Origin of the sequence: Hymenobacter frigidus (genome assembly GCF_014640435.1) — a bacterium.
Classification (GTDB): domain Bacteria; phylum Bacteroidota; class Bacteroidia; order Cytophagales; family Hymenobacteraceae; genus Hymenobacter; species Hymenobacter frigidus.
Window position 1 is genome coordinate 109,140 of sequence record NZ_BMGY01000004.1, and the last position, 20,357, is coordinate 129,496.

Genomic DNA, 20,357 nt, shown 5'->3' on the forward strand with positions numbered 1-20,357 from the left:
TTTCTGGTTTAGTACTGCCCGTTATGGCCGTAGCGGGTATACACCGGAGTATGCTCTAGATTTAGGGAGTGGTAATGCCCAGGCCCAATGGGAAAGTGGTTAGAATTCCGATTTCACTACGGCGGAACATGGAGCCTTCCAATTTGTAGGCATTACCTAAGTCGATGAACCTGATGAATGGTTGGATATTGAGCACGGGTTTAGTTTTTGCTTGGTCCTTATCCTTGTTCGTTGCGGCGACTAAGAGGCCAAGCACCAAGTTGTGCGTCGTCTGAATTTTAGACTTGTACTCGTCTGGCGTTGAGTAGGGATTCGAGTATTCATAACCCAAACGCAGGTAGGCTTTTTGGTCAGGGGCTATTTGCTTAAAGTAGTTGGCCCTGAAATTTATGTAGTGGGAGTTAGCGTATTTATCCCGAAAGTAAGCCGACGCCTTATCACTAGATTGAACGGACTTGTTGCCGCTTTTAAACTGTTGGCTTTGGCTTACTTCAATTGTTTTGAGGCTGGCCAGGTTAGTTTCATTGGAACTGGAAAGTTCGAGCCGGTAGTATCCACCTCCCCAAGTAACTTTTGGAGCTGCAGAAACCAGGTTAAGGGCGATGCCGACTTGGTAACCGGTGAACTGGACCTCTTTTACTTTCTCAGGGAATAGCGCGAGGCTGTCGTAAGTGCTGAATTTCTGACCTTTTACGGCAACAAAAATGTCGAACCAAGAAATGCGCTTGGAAGACCATTGTACTTTCAGTTCGAGTTTAGAGATGGAATCAGCTTCGGCTTTAGCTATTGCCGGCAATGATTGTTGCTGAAGTCTTTTCAGCTTGTAGCGGGCGATATCAAGCTTCGCTTTAACTTCATCCGTAGCAGACAAAGTGGTAAGGGTGGCAATTGTAGACTCTAGCGCTAGGCGCTCTAAAATCAATGTATTACGTTGTAAAATAAAATAGTCGGTTGCTGCTTCAGTATCCTTGTTAAGCTTTTCCCGAGTACTGCCATAGTAGAAGAATCGTGAAAACCTGCTTGGCGGAATAAGCTGACTTATATTCAGCTTGCCTTCAAAGCTTGAATTGAATTTATTGTCCGAAAAAACCGAAACAATATCTTCGCCAACCGCACCCGTAAGACTGAGCGTGCCAATAGTGCTAACCCTACCTCCTGGCCGACGAATCACCCCGCTCGTGGACAACGTAGCGCTGGGCTTGATGACATTGAGGGAGACAAAGCTGCCGAATGAATTGACGGTTTTATCACCCGTTAACAAATAGGTGACGTCGTTATTGAAAATTTTGGTGAAGTTCTTTGGCGTTACAACACCTGTGACTGGTGTTGATGGGTCAGCAGCTTTTGCAGCAGCTTCCGCTTTTTTCTTTTCAACTTTCGCTTTTTTCTTTTCCGTTGTAGGCTTTACCTGGCCAATACAGACGGTAGCTGACAAGAAAAGTGGAATGAGCAGTAATGGTAGTTTCATGTGGACAACGCTTTAGAGTGAATAGAATTGATTCAAATGTAATAAGTCAAACTTCATATATAACAGATGGCTATTGCCAGGTTGGTTTTGCGGAATTTTGTATTGAATTTATTCCTGTTCGCATTTCACCTAAAAACTCCCTTATAACACAGTGCTATAATCGGCGAGGGTGAAGCGCGCATAAAGGCCGGTGAGGGTCCCTGCTTCGGTGAAGGCCTCGATGTGGAAGCCGCCGGTGCCGATGAAGCCGCGGCCGGGCTGGTGGTCGGTATTGGTGAGGGCTTGCTGGATGGCCTGGCGGGCGTAGCTGCGCACGGTGGCGCGGATATGGTGCTCGTCGGGGATGCGGTTGTCGGCGGAAGCCCAGCGCCACTGCAGGACGCGCATGGCGCGGGCGACGCGGGCGAAGTTGAAGCTGTCCATGAGCTCGTCGAGGTGTTGTTGTTCGTGCGGGGTCATGGGCGGCTGGGGGTATAAGGAGCGGGCTCGTCGTAGGTGGTAGTGAGGTGGTCGGGTGGCGATGTGGCCGTAGTGGTAGCTGGAATGTGCAAGCCGCGCCGCTCGAAGGACTGCACGAAGCCTTCGTAGCTGTAGGCCACGAAGGGCAGGCCGCCGTGCTCTTTTAGCTCGTTAAGGAAGTCAATCTGGTGGTCGCTCAGGCGGTCGTGGCCGGCCTTGACTTCTATGCCGATGAAGCGGGCATCGGACTTGCGATACCCCAGGATATCTGGCACGCCGACGCGGTTGTTGGGGTGCGGGTACCAGCGGCCGGTTTTGGGGTTGTAGCGGCCCCGGTTGTCCTGGGCCCACGCGACGAAGCCTTTGGCGGCGAGGTAGCCTAGGATATGGGCGGTTATCTCGTCGGCTTTCTGGTCGTAGAGGTCGAGCGGGGTTTGGGTGGTAGGTTTCATGGGGCGGGGACCTGGACGAATGAGCCGATGGCCACCAGGCGTGCTACTTCTTCGGTGGTAGTGGGATAGGCGGGGCTGAACTCGGTGGCGTAGATGCTGCGGCGGGCCTGGATGGTGCTGGCAGCAGTGGCCTTGCTGGTTTTGGTGGCGGCTCGGGCGGGCGTGTGGGTGACGCGGTAGAGGCTGCCGCAGCGGGCGCGGTAGTAGGTGGTGGTGCTCATGGCTCAGGGGGCGCAGGTGGGGCCTTGCGGCGGGTGGCGTGGCGGTAGTTGGCAGTCTCGACCTCCTGGCGCTGCTGCTGGGCCTGCTCGGGGGTGATGAGGCCACGGGCTTCCTTGCCTTTGGTGATGGTGAGCTTGCGGCGCAGGCTTTCGCGGTTGGGGTGGTCGGGGTCGAGGCGGCGGCGCAGGATGGTGGCGACGACGTTGCCGGCTCCGGCGATGGTGGCCACGGTGGCGGCGTCGTGGCTGGGGCCGGTGGCTTTCATGTCGAGGTGCCGGGATTCCAGGAAGCTGGCCTTGCGGTCGAAATACTCGCTGATGAGGCGGTAGATGGTGCTGGTGTCGAGCGACTGATAGAACCTGGTGCCGTTGGTACGGGCCTGCTTCAGCGCCAAAATGAGGTCTTTTAGGCTGTCGTGGGTGTAGGTCTGGGCCAGGGTGTCGGCTAGTTCCAGAATGTCGGCGGCGTCTGGTTTGTCGGGCACGCGCAGCGAGTCCACGAAGGCGCGTAGCACCAGCACCAGCAGGCCGACCAGGGCGCGGTCGCCGAGTTGGCGCTGTAGCTGGAACAGCTTGGGGGCAGCGGCAGCTTGGGCCAGGGTGAGACCTACCGACACCTCAGCCAATAGGGCACGGGCTTCGGGGTTGGGGGTGCGGGCCAGCTCACCTATCCCACTTGCTGACGTAACCAGAGCGAGCAGGCCCGCCTCCGGCGTTGTTGGGGCCTGGGTTAGCTGGGTCGTGGCGCTGGACGTTGGGAGCGAGTTTGAGGCGGTTATCTGTAGCATCGTTGAACATGAAGCGTTTGGCGGTGGCTACCCAGTCGGCGCGGCGGGGTGGTTCGCCAGTAATTTTGTCGCGCCAGAGGTTGACGGCCTCGTGGTAGTGGTTGAGGTCGGCCAGGGCGTAGTCGGTACCTTCGAAAGCGGCGATGAACTTGTCTTTGGGGTATATGGCCGATTCCTGGAAGGTGGTTTCGGGCCGGGTCTGTCGACCTCTGCTCTGTCGGCCCCTGCCGGGCACGGGTGGCTCGGTGGCTTGGGCGGTGGCAGCTGCGCGGATGGTTTCGGCCTGCACCCCCTTTTTCTTTGGCGCAACTTTCTTTTTGGGGGCTGCGCCTGGGTCCGGTACTGCACCGTGAGACGGGGCGGTAGCTGGCGCTGTCCTCCGGTTGTCATCGAGAACTTCCGCACTTGAAAGCCCGTCGTCGGAAAATACCCTCTCCCTTTTTTTTTCAGGTGCGGCGGCGCTGTTTACAGTACTGTTTACATCAACTGTTTTACTTAATAAGGAGTGTTGGCTCACTTGTGCGGCAACCTCGGGGCTGGGTTGCCCTTGTTGTGCGGCAACCGGTTGGCCCACCTGTGCGGCAACCTCGGGGGCGGCGGTTGCCTCATTTGTGGGGCAACCTTGGGCCTTTGGTTGGCTCACTTGTGCGGCAACCTCCCCGGTTAGTTCCGTCATCAGGACCCGGCTGCCATTGGTGCTATGGCTGGGTTGGTAGATGAGCAGGCCGAAGGTTTCGAGGGTTCGCAGCGCGGCCGTGTAGGTGTCGCGGTTGCCGATGCGGGCGGCGGCCATCAGCTCGTCCCGGTTCAGGGGGAGGGCAGCAGGAAACCGGGCGCTGTTCCAGGCGAAGAACAGCGCCCAATACAGGGTGAAGTGGTGTGGGCGGCTCTCGGGGTGGGTGAGCAGCTGCTCGTGAGCGGCGCGGGTGTGCTGGACGTAATTCAAGGCGCGGGCTCACTACTCGGCGGCTACACGTTTGGCTTTGCGCTTGGTTACCGGGCTTGGCAGGGTTGCGGGCTGCTCCGATTGCATGACCTCGCCCACTTCCATTTCGCCGATTTGGGGTTGCTGGAACATATCGAGCTGGCGGCCGGCCTCGCTGCACTTGCCACGTAGGGCGGCGTCAATCTCGACCAGGGCTTCATCCACCAGCGTTTTCAGGTCGTCGGTGTGCGGGTAGTGCCAGGCGTCGGATTCTTCGAACTCGTCGGACTGCCCGGCGAAACTGACGTACTGGCCGGTCAGGTTGAGCACTTTGCCGCTTTCGAGCTTGCGGAAACCCATGAGGGTCACGCCGTCTTTTTTGCCGATGATGAGGCCTGTTACGCCGTAGTTGTCGAATTGTGGAGCTGGCAGGTCGTTACCTCCCGCGTTGGGCCAATAGCCGAATTCGTATTCGGCATGCTCGTCAAGCTGCTCGGTCAGGAGGCAGAAATGGGGCACGAGTCGGGCAAAGCAGCGCTCGAGGTCGGGGTGTACCAACTCGGTGCCCTGCATGGTGAACTCGCGGGGCTTGCTCTGTAGGTCCAGCTGCTCGCTGAACTCGGCGGCCAGCAGTTGCTTTTTCACGGTGGCCTTCTGGATGGTGAGAAGGGACTTGTGGGCCTGGGGTCCGACAATGGGGGTAAGCGCGGTGCTCATAGGGTTGGGCTTGTTTGGTGATGGGTGGTGAATACCGCGGCGGCGAATCCTCGCGGGGTCAGGCTGCGGATATTGGCGCGGTTCTTTGAGCCGGGTACCTTGTCGACCATGGAGCCGTGAATGGGGAAAACGGGGCGCTTCTCCGGCATCTGGAAGCCGTGGCCGGTCCACAGGCAGGTGTGCTTGGTGTAGGCTTCGTCGGTGGGGTTGGCCAGCCAGCCAGCGTATTCGCAGGGGCTGAACCGGTGCTCGGGCTCGCGCCAGTAGTGGCGCAACTGGCCTTTGGGGTTTTCGATGAAGTAGGGCGCGCCCAAGCGTTCGCAGAGGTCGGCGGCGGTGCCCACCAGGTCGAGGGCGGCGGCCAGCGCCCGCAATCCTTTCACCCGGAACAGGTGCGCGCCGGCGTTGCTCAGGTCGGTACAGGGTGGGAAAGCGGCGACGAATGCGATGGGGCCGGGGGGCGGGGCGAAGTGGCGCACGTCGCCGCCGACCAGGCAGACGTTGCCCATCCACGTTTCGCCGGCGGGGTGCTGCACGTCGACGCAGTAGCAGGTGTAGCCGGCGGCTGCCCACGGTTCTACGAAGCGGCCGGAGTGGTCGAAAAGGGAGATAACGACCTGGCTCATGCGGCGGCGCGGTGGTAGCGGCGGGGGTACTTATCGAGGACGGAGCGGCGGAAACCCCAGTCCTTTTCGTTGAGGCGCACACCCCCAATCCGGCCGGCGCGGCGGGCGCGTAGCAGGGCATCAATGCTCAGGCCGATGTATTCGGCGGCGGCGCGGGTGCTCAGTACCTCGTCGGGGGGCGCGGTGCTGGCCACGGTGCGGGCCTGCTCGGCGGCTTCGAGGCGGGCAAGGCGGGCGGTGAGGGTGTCCCACTCGGCCGCCGGGACGATGTAGGCGGGCTGCATGGCTACGCTTCGGCTACGAGCTGGCGGGCGCGGTCCTCCACCTGGCGGCGGCGGGTAAACTCGGCTTCTGCCACTTCCAGAAACGTATCGACCAATTCCTTGCGATGGCTGCGGCCGGCAATGGCCTGGTACAAGGCGCTGCGGCTGGTTTTGATGCCGGCGGCCAGGAGACGGGCCAGCGTGTCTTGCACTACGGTGTTGTTGCCACCTAGTTTTTGTAGCACTAACTGTAGCGGGGTAGCCTCTTTTTCGGCCTGCACCCCACCTTTTCTGTTTCGTTCCATGTTCTTTCCCGTAATTGTTGTATCTTGTGGACCAAAGCACCTGCTTTGCTACACAAACATATCCCTAGTTCGGTGTAATTATTGCACCAAAGACGGAAATATTATGGAACGGCTTAGTAATGAAGTAGAAAAGCTCTCGCCGGTTACGGTGCGGGTACAAGAGCTGTTTGACCACTTAGGCTTGAATGCCAGCAGCGCAACGAAGGCCCTGGGCTACAATACCACGAGCAAGCTGTACAAAATCCTGCAAGGGTCGGAGCCGTCACTTCCTACTCTGGTAGACTTTCAGCGCAAATGGCCCGAGTTGTCGTTGGATTGGTTGGTGCTGGGGGAGGGGTCGATGTTGCGCGGGCGGACGGGCGGTGCTGCAGCCACGTCGGACCGGGCCGTGTCCGGTAGGACGGCATCAGCTAAGGGCCTGCCGGTAGTGAACGGCGGCAAGGTGCTGGCCATCACGGTGGACAAGGACGGTAACGACAACTTAGAATTGGTCCCTATCCACGCCCAGGCGGGCTACGCCGTGCAGCACAATGAGGCGGTGTTTGTGCAGGACCTGCCGCGCTACCGGGTGCCGGGATTTGAGCACGGAAAATACCGGGCGTTTGAGGTAGCGGGCGACTCCATGGAGCCCACGCTGAACCACCGCGATATCGTGTTGTGCTCCTACGTCGACAACTGGCGGTTGTTGGTACCCGACGACATGTACGTAGTGGTGACGACGCAAAGCGTCATGCTGAAGCGTATTCGGCAGCGGATTACCGACCTGGATTCGGAAGTGCTGCTGCACTCGGACAACGCGCACCGACGGCCTTACCCGCTGGACGTGGCTGACCTTACCGAGCTGTGGCAGGTGCGGGGCTACCTCTCGACTTACCTGCCCAGTGCGCCCGATGTGACGATAGAACGACTGTGGGAAGTGATTGAGGCGCTAGGCTTCGACAAAGGAGAGGTGCGGCGGCATCTGGACGAAAATGCCCCCAATGCTGCCCCCAACGCCCGATAGCCGGCTGTTAATTGATTGTAAATAAGGTGTTTTGGTTAGATGGTTCATTATCTAACGCGGCCACTTAAAACCCTTTCTACGTCATGTAGGAGGGGTTTTTGCCTTTTGGAAGCAGCCTAATGGCAAGACGGAGTACATCCGAAGCATTTGCGACGGCAAAAGCCCGTGCGACAAGATTGACGTGGAAACTTTGAACGTGCGCGAATACAACGACGGCAAAACGGCCGTTGTGAGTGGCGCCATCCTCATCATCCTGTCCAACCAGTCCGATGGCACCGCTAATCGGGCCCACCTCAAATACGTGGTGGCAGGTGAAAGACAAGAAAAAAAGCTGGCAGGTAGTGCTGTGGCAATCGCAGAAGCAAGCCGGCCGGGTAACTTTAGAGCGCTGTGATGAGCGCGGGCGAAGCATCTTTGCCGCAGTAGTGTTTCAATCGCTGCAATGAAGCGGTAGAGATGCTTCGACTCCGCTCAGCATGACCGTTCAATACTGCATACTCCACTCACTCGTCCACCCATGTCCCAGACCACCGAAAATACCCTGGCCACGCCCGTCGGCACCACCCTGGAGCGCTACATCATGCGCAAGCAGGCGGAATTTCCGTTCGCCACCGGCGAGTTGAGCCAGCTGCTGCGCGACATCGCGCTGGCCGGTAAAATTGTGAACCGCGACGTGAACCGGGCTGGCCTTTCGCGCATCACCGGGGCCATGGGCAACAATAACGTGCAGGGCGAGGCCCAGCAAAGGCTCGATGTGGAAGCCAACATCCGCTTCATTCGGGCGCTGACCAATGGCGGGGAGTGCTGCGCTATTCTCTCGGAGGAGAACGAGGAAATCGTTCAGACCGGCAATGAGCACGGCAAGTACGTGGTGGCGATGGACCCACTCGACGGCTCCTCGAACATTGACGTGAACGTGAGCATCGGCACCATTTTCAGCATTTACCGGCGGGTGTCGCGCATTGGCGGCCCGGCCCGGCTGGAGGACTTCCTGCAGGGTGGACGCGCCCAGATTGCCGCCGGCTACGTTCTGTACGGCTCCAGCACCATGCTCGTGTACACCACCGGGCACGGCGTGGTGGGCTTTACCTACGAAACGTCGCTGGGCGAATTCTTTCTCTCGCACCCGGCCATCGTCATTCCGCAGCAAGGACCGGTGTTCAGCTGCAACGAGGGTAACTGGTTCGACTACCCGGAGTTTGTGCGAACCTTCCTGATGCAGTGCAAAGAGCGCCGCCTCACGGCCCGCTACGTGGGCTCGCTGGTGGCCGACTACCACCGTAACCTCTTCACCGGCGGCATTTACCTGTACCCGCCCACCACGGCCAAGCCCGGCGGCAAGCTGCGCTTGCTCTACGAATGCTACCCGCTGGCCTACCTTATTGAGCAGGCCGGCGGCCTGGCCGTGACCGGGGCCGATGTAGTGCTCGATGTGCCGCCCACCGCTGACCTGCACCAGCGCGCCCCGCTCTTCGTGGGCTCGGCCGAGCTGGTGCGCGAGCTGCAGGCCGTGGCCGCGCGCTAAGTTGAGGGTAGTTACTTTGACCTCTTTATTGCTGGCGCAGACATACGGGTCGCCTGGCCGGTGTACATTGCCAAAACAACTTGCCGGGCTCGCCCTGTTAGTAATGCATCGCTTAGCGGCGGTGGGAACCTGCAGTACCGCGCCCCGCGCTAATCACCAACTGACTCTTTTTTTTAGCTCCCCCAAAATATGCCCAAAATCATTTCGCCCCAGGTTGAGTTTGCCACGCTGCTAGCGCAGGTAAAACAGGCCACTCCGGAGATATTCACGTCCGAAGGCGGCTTTCTTAATCTGCTGGAGGGCCGTTGGCAGGAGCCGGGCAAGCCCCGGGAGTTCCATTCATCAGTAGATGGTACGCTGCTCGGCAGCCTGCCCATGCTGGACCGCGCCATCGCCGTGCGCGCCGTGGTCGCGGCCAAGCAGGAAGCCCCGGCCTGGGCCGCCACCGCCCACGACGAGCGTCGGACCCGCGTGCAGGCCGCCATCGATGCGCTGCGCCCGCACGTCGACCTTATCGGTAAGCTGCTGATGTGGGAAATCGGCAAAACCTACAAGCTGGGTTTTACTGATATTGACCGCGCCGTGGACGGTGCGCAGTGGTACGTCGACAACATCGACTCGCTCCTGGGCAGTCGCACGCCCCTGGGCCTGGTGTCCAACATTGCGTCGTGGAACTACCCCATGTCGGTGCTGCTGCACGCGGTGCTGGTGCAGGCGCTGTGCGGCAATTCGGTCATCGCCAAAACGCCGACTGATGGCGGTTTCATCTCCTTGAGCCTGGCGTTTGCGCTGGTGCGGCGGGCGGGCGTGCCCGTGACGCTGGTGAGCGGGGCCGGGGCCGAACTCAGCGATGCCCTGGTGAAGCATCCGGCCATCGACTGCCTGAGCTTTGTGGGCGGCCGCCAGAATGCGCGCGACATCGCCGATGCCCTGGCCACCACCGACAAGCGCTATATGCTGGAAATGGAGGGCGTGAATGCCTACGGCATCTGGGACTACAGCGACTGGAACACCCTGGCCGACCAGCTCAAAAAGAGCTTCGACTACGGCAAGCAACGCTGCACCGCCTACGTGCGCTTCGTAGTGGAGCGCCGCCTGTTTCCGCAGTTTCTGGAAACCTACACCGAGGCCCTGCGCGGCCTTAAAGTAGGCAACCCCACGCTGGTAGACCACGCCGATGACAAACTGCCGGACCTGGCGTTCGGCCCCGTCATCAACGCCGCCCAGGCCCAGGACCTCGACCGCCTCTACGCCAATGCCCTCAAAACCGGGGCCACGCCCATTTACGAAGGTCGCCTCGATGACAGCCTTTTCCTGCCCGGCCAGGACCGCAGCGCCTACATAGCCCCCCGCGCCCTCGTAAATCTGCCTCGTCAGAGCGAGCTGTACTTCAAAGAGCCCTTCGGCCCGATTGACAGCATCGTACTGGTCGACCGCATCGAAGAATTGGTGGGGGAGATGAACATTTCCAACGGTGCCTTGGTAGCCGCCATCGCCTCCGACAACGAGCCATTGGCCCGGCGCACGGCCCGCGAAATCCGCTCCTTCAAGGTGGGTATCAACAAGCTGCGCTCACGTGGCGACCGCGAAGAAGTATTCGGCGGCCTGGGCGAGTCCTGGAAAGGCGCGTTTGTGGGCGGCAAGCTGCTGGTGGAAGCCGTGACCAACGGCTCGGCTGGCCAGCCCGTGCTAGGCAACTACCCCGAGGCCACGCTGCTGCCCGAAAAAGTGTAGCAGCCAGCGGAATAAGGCTTTAAACAAAGTAGAGACGCAGTAATTTGCGTCTCTACTTTGTTTAAAGCCTTTCTTGTTTCGCGTTAGAATTTTACTGCGCGCATGAATTATACGCTGACGCTGATGAAGCTGCGGTACTGGTTGCTGGTGCTCGCGCTAGTGCCGGGTGCCCCCGCGTGGTCGCAAAAGCCCATGGCTGTGCTCGACTGGCGGGCCCCAACCACGCTCATTACTTACCTGCTGCAACAGCTGCACGCGCAGTACGTGCCCCGGGCGGCCGAGCTAGCCACGGCAGTGCAGTCGGCGGCCGGTACCCGTGTGTATCAGGACAGCGTGCGGGCGTGGTTTCGGCGTTGGCTGCTGGCCGATGCCCAGTCTACTACCAAAGGCCAGTATTCATCGGTGCTGCCCGGTGTGCTGCGCACCTACGACCTGCCCGATTTACAGCGGGTGTTGGGTCGGCGGCTGTTGCTGGGAAGTGGCCGGTAGCTGTTCTGGGATTATTCTGCCGGGCATAATGCGAGGGCAATTGAATCGGCTGAAAGCGTAGCAAAGCTTACTTTCTCGATACCAGGCAGCACCAACTAATATCGCATTGTTGCGTTAGATGAAGATTAGAAGTTCTTTCACTAACACCTACACGTATGAAAACCAAGCCATTTCTCGCCACTTTCGTCCTCGCGGTGGCTCTAGCCACGCCGGTTTTTGCCCAGGATGGGATGAAGACCAAAAGCGACGACGAAAAGACTAAGACCAAAGCCGACGGCATGACCACCAAAACCAAAATGGCGGACGACGGCAAGATGAAAGTCAAAGGCAAGTCGCGAGCCGGCGACAAGATGAAGACCAAAACCCAGCCCCGCAAAGGCGACATGATGGGCAACGGCGGTAGCATGAGCACGACTACGAGCGGGAGTGAAGGCGTGATGGTGGGTGGTGCCATGATGACGGCCAATAAGGACATCGTGGATAACGCCGCCGGCAGTGCCGACCACACCACCCTGGTAGCCGCCGTGAAAGCTGCCGGCTTGGTTGAAACGCTGAAAGGCACGGGTCCCTTCACCGTATTTGCCCCCACCAACGGTGCATTTGATAAGTTGCCCGCCGGTACAGTGGCCTCGCTGCTTACGCCCGAGATGAAGCCTACGCTCACCAAAATCCTGACCTACCACGTGGTACCCGGCCGCCTCATGGCCGCCGACCTTAAAAACGGCCAGATGCTGACCACCGTGGAAGGCGAAACGCTGACAGTGATGGTGGATGGCTCCGGCGTGATGCTGAAAGACGCCAAGGGTGGAATGTCGAAAGTGACCATCGCGAACGCGGTGTCGAGCAACGGCGTAACCCACGTAATTGACACAGTGTTAATGCCCGCTAAATAATAAGCGGGACATTTGATGAGCTCCCAAGCCATTTGGGGCTTTGGAATTGCCTTTCGCTCGTCAAGTATCAATCACAAAAAAGCCCTTCAGGTAATTCTGAAGGGCTTTTTTGTGATTGAAGAAACTACAGAATGGCTAAGCGCCGGCCTATGGTGCGGCCATTAGCTAAGGTCAGGCGCACGGTGTAGATGCCGGCCGCCAGCGCGGGCAGTGGCAGCGTGGGCTGGCCGGCCTGCGCGGCGGGCTGCTCCCATACCACGCGGCCCAGTGCGTCGAGCACGGCGGCGCGGGCAAAGGCCGGCCCGGTGATGGAAACGGTGCCGTGCGCAGGATTAGGGTACACGCTGAAGGCTTCGGTTTCGCGGGTCGCGGCCGAAGCGGTAGCCACGTTGTTGGTCATCACGGGGCGCATCATGGGCGCGCCCCGGTTCAGAGAAGCGGGGTTGGCCAGCCAGGTGCCGAAGTTATCGCGCCGCCAGAAGTAGCCCGCTGGGATAGAACTGTTCAGGTCGAGGCCATACTGCAGGTTGCGGCTCTGCGAGGGCTGGGTGAAGCCCACGTAGAAGGTGCCGGATACGGGCACGGGCTGGTCGAAGGTGACTTCGAAATATTGCCAACCCGCCGGAAACGCCGCCGCGGCCGGGATGGTAACAGTTTTGCTGGCGCGGGCGGCGGTAGCGGGCTGCCCGCTCACATCGTCCCACACGCTGATGGTAACGGACCGGGCCAGCTGGTCGGAGGCCGAAAACACCGGATACAGGCGTAGCGACCGCACGTAGTCGGGCCGGTTGAGGTCGAACCGATACGCCAGGGCCCCCGCCTGCCCCGTCACGTAGGGCACCAGCTGAATAAAATTTTCGGCCGTGCCATCGTCGTAGGCGTAATACGTGCCCAGCTCCACATCGCGGGAAATGGTGTCGTTGGCCAGCGTGCGCGGCGTGGTTTCCTGCGAATTAAGCGCCAGCGTGTAGCGCAGAATCTTGGGGGTGGCCGTGGCAGGCAGCACCGCCCGGTTGGCCGCACCGGTCACGCTGTCCAGGCGCGGGTTCACGGGCGGGAGGTTGCGGGTGTCCTGCAGCCACGTGCCGATTGGGGCAGCCGCAGGCAATGCGCGCACGGTGCCCAGCACGCCGGTGCGCAGGGCCAGCGGCCCGGAATTCAGGTTGGTCACGTTCACGCCGAGCTTGGTGTTGAGCTCACTCGTGGGCGAGGCCGCCGCATTGAACTGCCACACCGGCATGGAGGTGAACCGGCGCAACGGGCTGCGCAACCCACCCGAGGGCGTGTCGCCCCGCAGACCCGCGCTGGTGGCCACGTCCACAAACGTAGTGTCGGCCAGGCCCCGGGTGCGGCCTCTGTCGAGCAGCACGTAATCCACGCTCCAGTTGTCGCTATTGTCCGAGTTATTGCCGCTGGCAATGAACATGAACTGGAAGTTGCCGTGCAGGTATTTGGCCTGATTAAGCAGAATCACCTGCTGCCGGAAGCCGGTGCGCGCCCGCTGGCTGGTGTACACCCACACCGATTCCCAGCGGTCCAGGTTCGTTTTCACAAATAGCTCCAGGCTAACGGTGTTGTTGTTCACGTTCGCGCTCGGAGCCCCCACAATGCTGCCGGCCTGCCAGGCAAAGCTCAGCGCTACCTGGTTGCCGGTGCTGAGTCCACCCAAGTCGATGGGCTGCGACACCAGCGAATCGATAGGGCCATAGGAGCTGGCCACCATGTTGCTGTAGGTGCGGCCGTTGGCTCGCAGGCCGTCGAGGGTGGCGGCTCCGCGCGTGAGGGGGGCCAGGGCCAGGCGGTTGCTCACGATGGCCCCGCCCGTGGGCTTCCAGTTCAGCACTTTTGGCGCGCCTTCGAGCGGTGAGGTAAAATCGTCGAAGAAAGGCAGCGCCAGCGCTGTAGTGCCAGCAGTGCCGCGCAGCTGGGGGCGCACCGCCGCCGCCGGGATAAACTGAGCGCGCCCTGGGTCGGCCGCCAGCGGCCCCGTAATAACAGCCTGGGCCGAGGCCGCACCGGCCGCTGCCAGCAACACCAGCAGCAGCAGTTGGCGCGACGCGTGGAAAAGTGTCATCATGTAGAAGGATTTTGAGAGCCTAACGACGCTGGCGAATTAAAAAGTGCGTTGACAAAGAACAGTACGAATGCAGCACATCCTAAGGAATAAAAGCACGTCATGCTGAGCGCAGCCGAAGCATCTTGCGTGTGGTAGTAAACCAATTGATTGAATTACTGACACACGCAAGATGCTTCGGCTGCGCTCAGCATGACGTGCTTTTTCTAATTGGCGATGAGCTTATTTCGCCACCCAGATATCTACCAGCTGGCCCATGCGGATGGTGGCATCGGGGCCGGGCACGGGGCGCTGGCGCACCACGGTGCCCGGCGTCTGGCCTTCTTCGGCGGGCTGCTCAAATACCTCGCCTTTTTGCAGGCCCTGGCCTACGAGCAGCGTCAGGGCTTCATCCTCGGGCATGTTCACGAGGTTGGGCACGGCGAAAGTCTGGTTGCCCTGGCCGTCGCCCACTACCAAATCTACTTGGGTGCCTTTGGCGATGGATGCGCCAGGCGCGATTTCCTTGCCATTGACGAGCTGCTTGAGCACCGCGCCCGAAGCTAAATCGGGCACCAGCTGCACTTGTCCCGCCACCAGGTCGTAGCTTTTCAGGATGAGCATGGCCGCTTTTGAGGAGTTACCGGTCAGCTTTGGCATCTTGATTACCGGTGGGTTTTTCATGCTCACCTGAATGTAGATTTTGCGGCCTTGCTTCACCTTTTCGCCCGGGGCGGGGTCCTGCACCAGCACCGTGAACGGGCGTAGGCTGGGGCTGTAGCTGGAGTCGTCCACGAAGTAGGCTAGCTTGCGCTCGTCGAGGTAATTTTCCAGGTCGGCCACGTTCATGCCCGTCACCTTGGGCACCGTAATGGTTTCGCCGTGGTGCGTACTCATGGGCAGGTACACATAGAAGAAGCCCAGTACGAGCAGCAGGCCCGCCACGGCGATGAGCACGAGGTGCTTCACGACATCGAGCGGGGTATTAGAGGTAAGGAAAGCCATTGGGAAAGCGTAGGTATTATTTGGGATAATGAAAGCATGTCATGCCGAGCATAGTCGAAGCATCGCTACCGCAATAGTAAACCCAATCAATTGGATTAGTTACGCGGTAGCGATGCTTCGACTACGCTCAGCATGACGGCTATGTGGCTGGTACTGCCCGCGCCGCCCGCGCCTTGCCAAACTCCAGAATCCGGTCGATAAACGCGTAGGGCGTGTAGCCGGCCAGCGCCGTTTGGTGGAAAATGCAGGTGGCGGGCGTCATGCCGGGCAGCGAGTTGACCTCGATAATCAGCACCTCGACCTCGCCTTCCTGGCGCACCCGCACGAAGGCATCAATCCGGGCGTAGCCCTGAATGTCAAGCACCTCGGCCACGCGGCGCAGCACGGCCTTCACCTCGTTGGAGATGCGCTGGCGTTCCGCGGCATCCACATCGTAGCGGGCGGGGGTGATGTTCTGGCCTTCGCCGGCCAGGAATTTCTCTTCCAAACTCAGCACCTCGCCGGTGGCCAGGGCCTCGCTGGCCTCGAATACTTCGATGACGAGCAGGCCGTCTTCATCATAAGAAGTGAGCAGGCCGCCGGTAACTTCCAGAAAATGCGCGGCCCCGTCGCGGCTGATGAGGGTTTCGACTAGAAAAGCATCCTTGCGCGGAAATTCCTCCTTGAACCCCAGGTTCAGGGTTTCGGCTGGGGCGGGCAGCAGGTCTTCCTCGGTGCGGAATATGAGCTGGCTGAAGGCTTCCAGCTCGGCCCGGGTCTTTATTTTCTTCACGGCCGAGGAGCAGCCATCGTCGGCGGGCTTGGCGATGAAAGGGTAGGGGAACTGCGTTTCGAGGCCGCGGTAGAAGCTTTCGGCATCGGCCTGCCACTCCACCTTAGCGGCCATGCGGTGCTCGGCCACGCGCAGGCCGGCATCGCGCAGGCGCTTGTTGGTCTCGAACTTGTTGATTGTGACGCTGCTGCTGGCTACGCCCGAGCCGTTGTAGGGCAGGTTAAATTTCTCCAGCTCCTGTTGCAGGGCGCCGTCCTCGCCAGGGCGGCCGTGCAGGGCGATAAATACTTCATCGGCCAGCTGGGCCAACTCCTCGAATGAGATGCGGCGCGGCTGGGCCAGTGCCTGTCCGGCGTAAGTGCTGGTGATGGTGCCGGCCTCGCGGCGGATGCGCGCCAGGATGGGGTGCGGGGCCTCGCCGGCCTCGGCGTGCTCGATTTTCTCACGGATGTCGTCGGCGTTGTCCTTCAGCATCACGTTCACGGGCAGCACGTAGAGGCGGTGCTCCTGGGCCGAGCCGGTGAGGAACACCGGCACTGGCGCGTACTTGGCCGAGGAGCTGAGCTTCTCGAAGATATTGCGCCCGCTTTCCACCGAAATATGGCGCTCGGAGGAGTAGCCGCCCATTATCACGGCCACGCGGATGCGCTCGGTGGTCTCGTGATGACGGCCGGCTACGGCCTCATCCAGCTTGGCCAATAGCTGCCCGAGCTTCACGGGGCGCAGGCCGGCGCGGCGGCGGGCCGCCAGCGACGTGCGAATGAGGAACGTGAGAAACTGCGAGGGATTGAGCCCGATTTCGGCCGCTTGGTGGAAGAAGAACGAGGCCGGCAGCATGCCTGAAGTCGTGTTCGGGTCATTCAAAAATAGCTTCCCGTCGTGGCCCACAAACCCATCCAAACGGGCGTAGACCTGGAAGCCGAACGTGCGGAACATCTCTTCGCAAGCCTCGCGGATTTCCTGGATTTTATCCTCCGGTAAGTCAATCGGCGTGACTTTGCGGGCCAGGCCAGGTAGGTATTTCGAGCGGTAGTCGAACATCTCCTCGCCCTTCACAATCTCGGTAGGCGGCAGGGCCAGGGGCACGCCGTTGGGGTCTTCCACCACAATGCAGCTGAACTCGCGGCCCGCTACAAAGCTCTCTACCAACACCTGCATTTCGCCGTCGATGTTGGTCAGGCGCACTTCCTCAGCCGTTTCCAACCGCTCATTCAGGGTGAAAAGCAGGGTTTCGGGGTGATAGATGGGGTCGGTTTCGTCGTCGAGCACTACGGGCAGGCCGATGCCTTCGCGGATGTCGGTGAGGTGCTGCACCCAAGCCAGTCGGTCCTGCTCGCCCAGGCGCTGCCAATCGGTGCGGGTCAGGGTTTTGCGGAACAGGCTGCGCTCGATGGCCGCCTCGAATTTGGCCAGGTCGTCGGTTTTCAGAATGCTCACGCCGATGCTCGAGCCCTGGCGCGGGGCTTTCAGTACCAGCGGCAGGCCTATTTCGCGCACCAGGTAGGCGAGCGTGGCGGCGTGGTCAGTCGTGTCCCATTCCTCAGCCCTGATGACGCGGAAGTCTGGCGTGGGCTGTCCTGTCGCCTTCAACAGGTTTTTCTGCGCGATTTTATCGATGCCAAACGCTGAGGGCAGAATGCCGGAACCCGAATACGGAATGCCCAGCCACTCCAGCAGGCCCTGAATGGCCCCGTCCTCGCCGCCCGGCCCGTGCAGGGCCAGAAAGGCAAAGTCCATGAGCAGGGGCAGTTCTTCCATTTGAATTTGCCGGCCCACCTTGGCAATGGCGCGGAACCGGTCCTCGTGGCTCAATTCGCCCAGGCTTTCGATGTAAACCTGCAAATGGTGCAGCGACGGCGGCTGCGACGACACCGGCGGGTAGAAATCCCGGATGGTGCCTTTGTAAATAAACTGCCAGTCGAGTAGAATGAACTGCCCCAGGCTATCCACAAAGATGGGGACGGGCTGAAACAGCGCCTTGTCCAGATTATCAAAGACGGTGCGGCCGCCGGCGAAGGAAATTTCCCGCTCGCGCGAAGTGCCCCCGAAAAAAATGCCGATTTTCATAAGTGGAGCAAAGGTAAGGGGAGAGTGTAGAGCACGCTTTGGCTTGCCCGGTCGAAAAATCGCCGGCCAGCAGCGGGGCGCGGGGCAACCCCAAACAAAATTTGACCGTTGGCCAGGGGCAAGCTAACGCATGCCCTACTTTCGCATCATCAACTTATCTCCATTGCATGAACACCCTCGATACCTACAATTTCGCCGGCAAGCGCGCCGTGATGCGCGTCGATTTCAACGTGCCCCTCGACAAGGACTTGCACATCACCGACGATACCCGCATCCGCATGGCCACGCCTTCGGTAATGAAAATCCTGAACGATGGCGGCTCGGTGGTGCTGCTCTCGCACCTGGGCCGGCCCAAGGGCGGCGCCGAAAAGAAGTTTTCGCTCGAAAGCCTGCTGCTGCATCTGCAGAAGGAGTACGGCCGCGACGTGCAATGGGGCGGCGATGTGCTCAGCGACGAAGCGGCCCAGAAAGCAGCGGCGCTGCAGCCCGGCCAGGTGCTGCTGCTCGATAACCTGCGCTTTCACAAGGAAGAAGAAGCCGGCGACCCGGCTTTCGCCGCCCAGCTGGCGGCCCTGGGCACGGTGTACGTGAACGATGCCTTCGGCACCGCGCACCGCGCCCACGCCTCCACGGCCGTGATGGCCAGCTCCTTTGCGCCGCAGGACCGGGTGGGCGGCTACCTGCTCCAGTCCGAAATCGACAACGCCAAAAAAGTGCTGGAGCACGCCGACCGGCCCTTCACGGCCATTATGGGTGGGGCCAAGATTTCAGATAAGATTCTTATCATCGAGAAGCTGCTCGATAAGGTGGACAACCTGCTCATCGGCGGGGGCATGGCTTACACCTTTGCCGTGGCGCAGGGCGGGCACGTGGGCAGCTCGCTGCTGGAAGCCGACAAAGTGGACCTGGCCCGGCAGCTCATTCAGAAAGCCAAGGACAAGGGCGTGAACCTGATGCTGCCCGCCGACTCGCTCATCGCCGACCGGTTTGCCAACGACGCCAACGTGGACATCGCCGCCAATACCAGCATCCCCGACGGCTGGATGGGCCTCGACCTGGGCCCTGACAGCCGCGAAGCCTTCGCCGACGTCATCCGCGACAGCAAAACCATCCTCTGGAACGGCCCAATGGGCGTGTTCGAAATGAGCAACTTCTCGCTCGGTACCGAGTACGTGGCCCGCGCCATTGCCGAGGCCACGGCCGCCGGAGCCTACTCGCTCATCGGCGGCGGCGACTCGGCCGCGGCGGTGCAGCAAATGGGCTTCGGCGAGCAGGTGAGCTACATTTCGACCGGCGGCGGCGCGCTGTTGGAGTACATGGAAGGCAAGGAGCTGCCCGGCGTAGCAGCCTTGGGCTAACCTGCAATTATACCCGTCACAAAGTGGTTTGCGACGAGTATAACGGATAAGAGAAACCCCGGCTGCGCAAGCGGCCGGGGTTTCTCTTATGGGTGCAATACTGTGTCTGGGCTCCTAAGAGTGGTTTCTACTACTATCAGTTGGCGTGAATGTGTCCCACTGAGAACATGCCGGCCGCGATGTTGTCGGCAATTTTCACGGCGGGCACACCACCCATGACGCTGTACGTATCGGCGAACTTGATGAGGTTGGGGCCGCTAAACATCCTGGCGATGTCGACGTGCATGTGGATTTCGGGCGAGTGATTGGCGCGCACCAGCATGGGCGATTTATTGGCCGGGAATGGGACCGTCACCGTCCGGATGGTGTTGGTGCTGGCCTGCTTGTAGCCGGCGATGTGGAACGTAAGTCCGCCCGAGCGCGCCTTCGATGAGTAGCCCCCCAGGTTCAGGTTGATGAATTCATCCACACCATTCATAGTCCAGAGCATGCCGTTGTTGGAACTGAGGGCCACTTCGGTAAAGTTGCCCGCTTTGGTGCGGGCACTGTCCACACCCACCAGGAAGCTGATGCTGGTATAGTCGCCCACCGGCACCTCGCTAAAAACCAAATCCTGCGTGTTAGGCTTGGTTTGGTCCACCAAATAATAGGTTTTTGGCAAAGTGAAGGTCGAATTATCGGCCTTCAGCAGCTTCACGTTGGAAACGTAGTATTTGAACGTGCTCACGGTGAAGTCATCGCCGTTGGCATTGGTGTAAGCCCCGGTGCCGAGCACGAGCGAACCGAACGTGGGGGCGCCAGTAGTCGGATTGGGCATGGTTACGCCATTATCCATGTGCAGCGTGACCGTGCCCGTGGCGGCGGGTACTGCCGCGTCCTGCTTGCAACCCGTGAGGGCAAGAGCGGTCAAGGCGCAGACCCCGGCAGGAGTGGAAAGCGAAAAACGTTTCATCGAAAAAGGCGAAGGCAAATGCTAACGAATGATTGAAAGCGTCGCGTTGATGCGCGGGCAGACCCTGCTGTAATTAGGGCACAGTGGGGTGGGAATAAGCACATTGCTTTCGGTAGGTTGAAAGCAACGCACTTGCAATCAGGCGGGTAGGAGGGGCGGCAGCACCAGGGCGACGAGGAAAAGAGCTGGAAAGCGAGTCACGGACGAAACCGGGGGCAGTGGCCACTCAAGGTAAAAGTAAGCGGGGAAGGGAACGCCGGAATCAGGAAAAGACGAAGACTT

21 protein-coding genes are annotated in these 20,357 nt (G+C 60.2%); 7 read left to right on the plus strand and 14 right to left on the minus strand.

The features are described 5' to 3' along the window. Nucleotides 1-61: 61 nt before the first annotated feature. The 10 genes from IEW17_RS03410 to IEW17_RS03455 form a co-directional block, all read right to left on the minus strand. Nucleotides 62-1,468: a hypothetical protein gene (locus IEW17_RS03410; protein ID WP_188560614.1), complete on the minus strand. Its 1,407-nt coding sequence runs from the start codon at nucleotides 1,466-1,468 to the stop codon at nucleotides 62-64. A gap of 141 nt (nucleotides 1,469-1,609) precedes the next feature. Continuing rightward, nucleotides 1,610-1,927, minus strand: a complete 318-nt coding sequence (locus IEW17_RS03415; protein WP_188560615.1) for a hypothetical protein — start codon at nucleotides 1,925-1,927, stop codon at nucleotides 1,610-1,612. Beyond that, complete coding sequence (locus tag IEW17_RS03420) at nucleotides 1,924-2,379, minus strand: VRR-NUC domain-containing protein (RefSeq protein WP_188560616.1); 456 nt, start codon at nucleotides 2,377-2,379, stop codon at nucleotides 1,924-1,926. Before IEW17_RS03420 ends, IEW17_RS03415 begins: the two co-directional genes overlap by 4 nt. Continuing rightward, the gene (locus IEW17_RS03425; RefSeq protein WP_188560617.1) at nucleotides 2,376-2,600 is read right to left on the minus strand and encodes a hypothetical protein; all 225 of its coding nucleotides are present in this window, start codon (nucleotides 2,598-2,600) and stop codon (nucleotides 2,376-2,378) included. Before IEW17_RS03425 ends, IEW17_RS03420 begins: the two co-directional genes overlap by 4 nt. Further along, entirely contained in the window at nucleotides 2,597-3,379 is a 783-nt protein-coding gene (locus tag IEW17_RS03430) for a hypothetical protein (RefSeq protein ID WP_229748790.1), read from the minus strand. Before IEW17_RS03430 ends, IEW17_RS03425 begins: the two co-directional genes overlap by 4 nt. Further along, nucleotides 3,264-4,334 carry a hypothetical protein gene (locus IEW17_RS03435; RefSeq protein WP_188560619.1) on the minus strand — a complete coding sequence of 357 codons (1,071 nt, stop codon included), beginning with the start codon at nucleotides 4,332-4,334 and terminating at the stop codon, nucleotides 3,264-3,266. Before IEW17_RS03435 ends, IEW17_RS03430 begins: the two co-directional genes overlap by 116 nt. 12 nt (nucleotides 4,335-4,346) lie before the next feature. After that, complete coding sequence (locus IEW17_RS03440) at nucleotides 4,347-5,030, minus strand: hypothetical protein (RefSeq protein WP_188560620.1); 684 nt, start codon at nucleotides 5,028-5,030, stop codon at nucleotides 4,347-4,349. Continuing rightward, nucleotides 5,027-5,656, minus strand: coding sequence for a hypothetical protein (locus IEW17_RS03445; protein ID WP_188560621.1), 630 nt, complete (start codon nucleotides 5,654-5,656; stop codon nucleotides 5,027-5,029). The genes IEW17_RS03440 and IEW17_RS03445 overlap by 4 nt, the downstream gene beginning before the upstream one ends. Further along, nucleotides 5,653-5,940: a DNA-binding protein gene (locus IEW17_RS03450; protein ID WP_188560622.1), complete on the minus strand. Its 288-nt coding sequence runs from the start codon at nucleotides 5,938-5,940 to the stop codon at nucleotides 5,653-5,655. Before IEW17_RS03450 ends, IEW17_RS03445 begins: the two co-directional genes overlap by 4 nt. Before the next feature lie 2 nt (nucleotides 5,941-5,942). Then, the gene (locus tag IEW17_RS03455) at nucleotides 5,943-6,224 is read right to left on the minus strand and encodes a hypothetical protein (RefSeq protein ID WP_188560623.1); all 282 of its coding nucleotides are present in this window, start codon (nucleotides 6,222-6,224) and stop codon (nucleotides 5,943-5,945) included. 103 nt (nucleotides 6,225-6,327) lie between these two features. Between IEW17_RS03455 and IEW17_RS03460 the strand changes: the two genes are divergently transcribed. From IEW17_RS03460 to IEW17_RS03485, 6 genes are all read left to right on the plus strand, one after another. Further along, nucleotides 6,328-7,227 carry a S24 family peptidase gene (locus IEW17_RS03460; protein ID WP_188560624.1) on the plus strand — a complete coding sequence of 300 codons (900 nt, stop codon included), beginning with the start codon at nucleotides 6,328-6,330 and terminating at the stop codon, nucleotides 7,225-7,227. A gap of 196 nt (nucleotides 7,228-7,423) precedes the next feature. Continuing rightward, nucleotides 7,424-7,621, plus strand: a complete 198-nt coding sequence (locus tag IEW17_RS03465) for a hypothetical protein (protein WP_229748785.1) — start codon at nucleotides 7,424-7,426, stop codon at nucleotides 7,619-7,621. A 123-nt stretch (nucleotides 7,622-7,744) separates the two neighbouring features. Then, nucleotides 7,745-8,752, plus strand: a complete 1,008-nt coding sequence (gene fbp / locus IEW17_RS03470) for a class 1 fructose-bisphosphatase (RefSeq protein WP_188560626.1) — start codon at nucleotides 7,745-7,747, stop codon at nucleotides 8,750-8,752. 189 nt (nucleotides 8,753-8,941) lie between these two features. Next, a complete protein-coding gene (locus tag IEW17_RS03475; protein WP_188560627.1) occupies nucleotides 8,942-10,486 on the plus strand; it encodes an aldehyde dehydrogenase family protein in 1,545 nt (514 codons plus the stop codon). A gap of 102 nt (nucleotides 10,487-10,588) precedes the next feature. Further along, nucleotides 10,589-10,975, plus strand: coding sequence for a hypothetical protein (locus tag IEW17_RS03480; protein ID WP_188560628.1), 387 nt, complete (start codon nucleotides 10,589-10,591; stop codon nucleotides 10,973-10,975). A gap of 383 nt (nucleotides 10,976-11,358) precedes the next feature. Beyond that, the gene (locus IEW17_RS03485) at nucleotides 11,359-11,868 is read left to right on the plus strand and encodes a fasciclin domain-containing protein (protein WP_229748791.1); all 510 of its coding nucleotides are present in this window, start codon (nucleotides 11,359-11,361) and stop codon (nucleotides 11,866-11,868) included. Nucleotides 11,869-11,992: 124 nt separating this feature from the next. Here IEW17_RS03485 and IEW17_RS03490 read toward each other — a convergent pair whose 3' ends face one another. The 3 genes from IEW17_RS03490 to IEW17_RS03500 form a co-directional block, all read right to left on the minus strand. Next, nucleotides 11,993-13,945 (minus strand): T9SS type A sorting domain-containing protein, encoded by a 1,953-nt coding sequence (locus IEW17_RS03490; protein ID WP_188560629.1) that lies wholly within the window; start codon nucleotides 13,943-13,945, stop codon nucleotides 11,993-11,995. 219 nt (nucleotides 13,946-14,164) lie between these two features. Beyond that, nucleotides 14,165-14,926 carry a PASTA domain-containing protein gene (locus IEW17_RS03495; protein ID WP_188560630.1) on the minus strand — a complete coding sequence of 254 codons (762 nt, stop codon included), beginning with the start codon at nucleotides 14,924-14,926 and terminating at the stop codon, nucleotides 14,165-14,167. A 139-nt stretch (nucleotides 14,927-15,065) separates the two neighbouring features. Further along, complete coding sequence (locus IEW17_RS03500) at nucleotides 15,066-17,765, minus strand: D-alanine--D-alanine ligase family protein (protein WP_188560631.1); 2,700 nt, start codon at nucleotides 17,763-17,765, stop codon at nucleotides 15,066-15,068. Between the two features lie 167 nt (nucleotides 17,766-17,932). Between IEW17_RS03500 and IEW17_RS03505 the strand changes: the two genes are divergently transcribed. After that, entirely contained in the window at nucleotides 17,933-19,123 is a 1,191-nt protein-coding gene (locus IEW17_RS03505; RefSeq protein WP_188560632.1) for a phosphoglycerate kinase, read from the plus strand. A gap of 136 nt (nucleotides 19,124-19,259) precedes the next feature. Here IEW17_RS03505 and IEW17_RS03510 read toward each other — a convergent pair whose 3' ends face one another. Further along, nucleotides 19,260-20,075 carry an MbnP family protein gene (locus IEW17_RS03510; RefSeq protein WP_188560633.1) on the minus strand — a complete coding sequence of 272 codons (816 nt, stop codon included), beginning with the start codon at nucleotides 20,073-20,075 and terminating at the stop codon, nucleotides 19,260-19,262. Nucleotides 20,076-20,357: the final 282 nt, after the last annotated feature.

What these genes read in the sequence shown, in the direction of transcription:
- IEW17_RS03410 (WP_188560614.1), bottom strand. Translation starts at nt 1,468, where the DNA reads ATGAAACTACCATTACTGCTCATTCCACTTTTCTTGTCAGCTACCGTC.
- IEW17_RS03415 (WP_188560615.1), bottom strand. Translation starts at nt 1,927, where the DNA reads ATGACCCCGCACGAACAACAACACCTCGACGAGCTCATGGACAGCTTC.
- IEW17_RS03420 (WP_188560616.1), bottom strand. Translation starts at nt 2,379, where the DNA reads ATGAAACCTACCACCCAAACCCCGCTCGACCTCTACGACCAGAAAGCC.
- IEW17_RS03425 (WP_188560617.1), bottom strand. Translation starts at nt 2,600, where the DNA reads ATGAGCACCACCACCTACTACCGCGCCCGCTGCGGCAGCCTCTACCGC.
- IEW17_RS03440 (WP_188560620.1), bottom strand. Translation starts at nt 5,030, where the DNA reads ATGAGCACCGCGCTTACCCCCATTGTCGGACCCCAGGCCCACAAGTCC.
- IEW17_RS03445 (WP_188560621.1), bottom strand. Translation starts at nt 5,656, where the DNA reads ATGAGCCAGGTCGTTATCTCCCTTTTCGACCACTCCGGCCGCTTCGTA.
- IEW17_RS03450 (WP_188560622.1), bottom strand. Translation starts at nt 5,940, where the DNA reads ATGCAGCCCGCCTACATCGTCCCGGCGGCCGAGTGGGACACCCTCACC.
- IEW17_RS03455 (WP_188560623.1), bottom strand. Translation starts at nt 6,224, where the DNA reads ATGGAACGAAACAGAAAAGGTGGGGTGCAGGCCGAAAAAGAGGCTACC.
- IEW17_RS03460 (WP_188560624.1), top strand. Translation starts at nt 6,328, where the DNA reads ATGGAACGGCTTAGTAATGAAGTAGAAAAGCTCTCGCCGGTTACGGTG.
- fbp (WP_188560626.1), top strand. Translation starts at nt 7,745, where the DNA reads ATGTCCCAGACCACCGAAAATACCCTGGCCACGCCCGTCGGCACCACC.
- IEW17_RS03475 (WP_188560627.1), top strand. Translation starts at nt 8,942, where the DNA reads ATGCCCAAAATCATTTCGCCCCAGGTTGAGTTTGCCACGCTGCTAGCG.
- IEW17_RS03480 (WP_188560628.1), top strand. Translation starts at nt 10,589, where the DNA reads ATGAATTATACGCTGACGCTGATGAAGCTGCGGTACTGGTTGCTGGTG.
- IEW17_RS03485 (WP_229748791.1), top strand. Translation starts at nt 11,359, where the DNA reads ATGATGGGCAACGGCGGTAGCATGAGCACGACTACGAGCGGGAGTGAA.
- IEW17_RS03490 (WP_188560629.1), bottom strand. Translation starts at nt 13,945, where the DNA reads ATGATGACACTTTTCCACGCGTCGCGCCAACTGCTGCTGCTGGTGTTG.
- IEW17_RS03495 (WP_188560630.1), bottom strand. Translation starts at nt 14,926, where the DNA reads ATGGCTTTCCTTACCTCTAATACCCCGCTCGATGTCGTGAAGCACCTC.
- IEW17_RS03500 (WP_188560631.1), bottom strand. Translation starts at nt 17,765, where the DNA reads ATGAAAATCGGCATTTTTTTCGGGGGCACTTCGCGCGAGCGGGAAATT.
- IEW17_RS03505 (WP_188560632.1), top strand. Translation starts at nt 17,933, where the DNA reads ATGAACACCCTCGATACCTACAATTTCGCCGGCAAGCGCGCCGTGATG.
- IEW17_RS03510 (WP_188560633.1), bottom strand. Translation starts at nt 20,075, where the DNA reads ATGAAACGTTTTTCGCTTTCCACTCCTGCCGGGGTCTGCGCCTTGACC.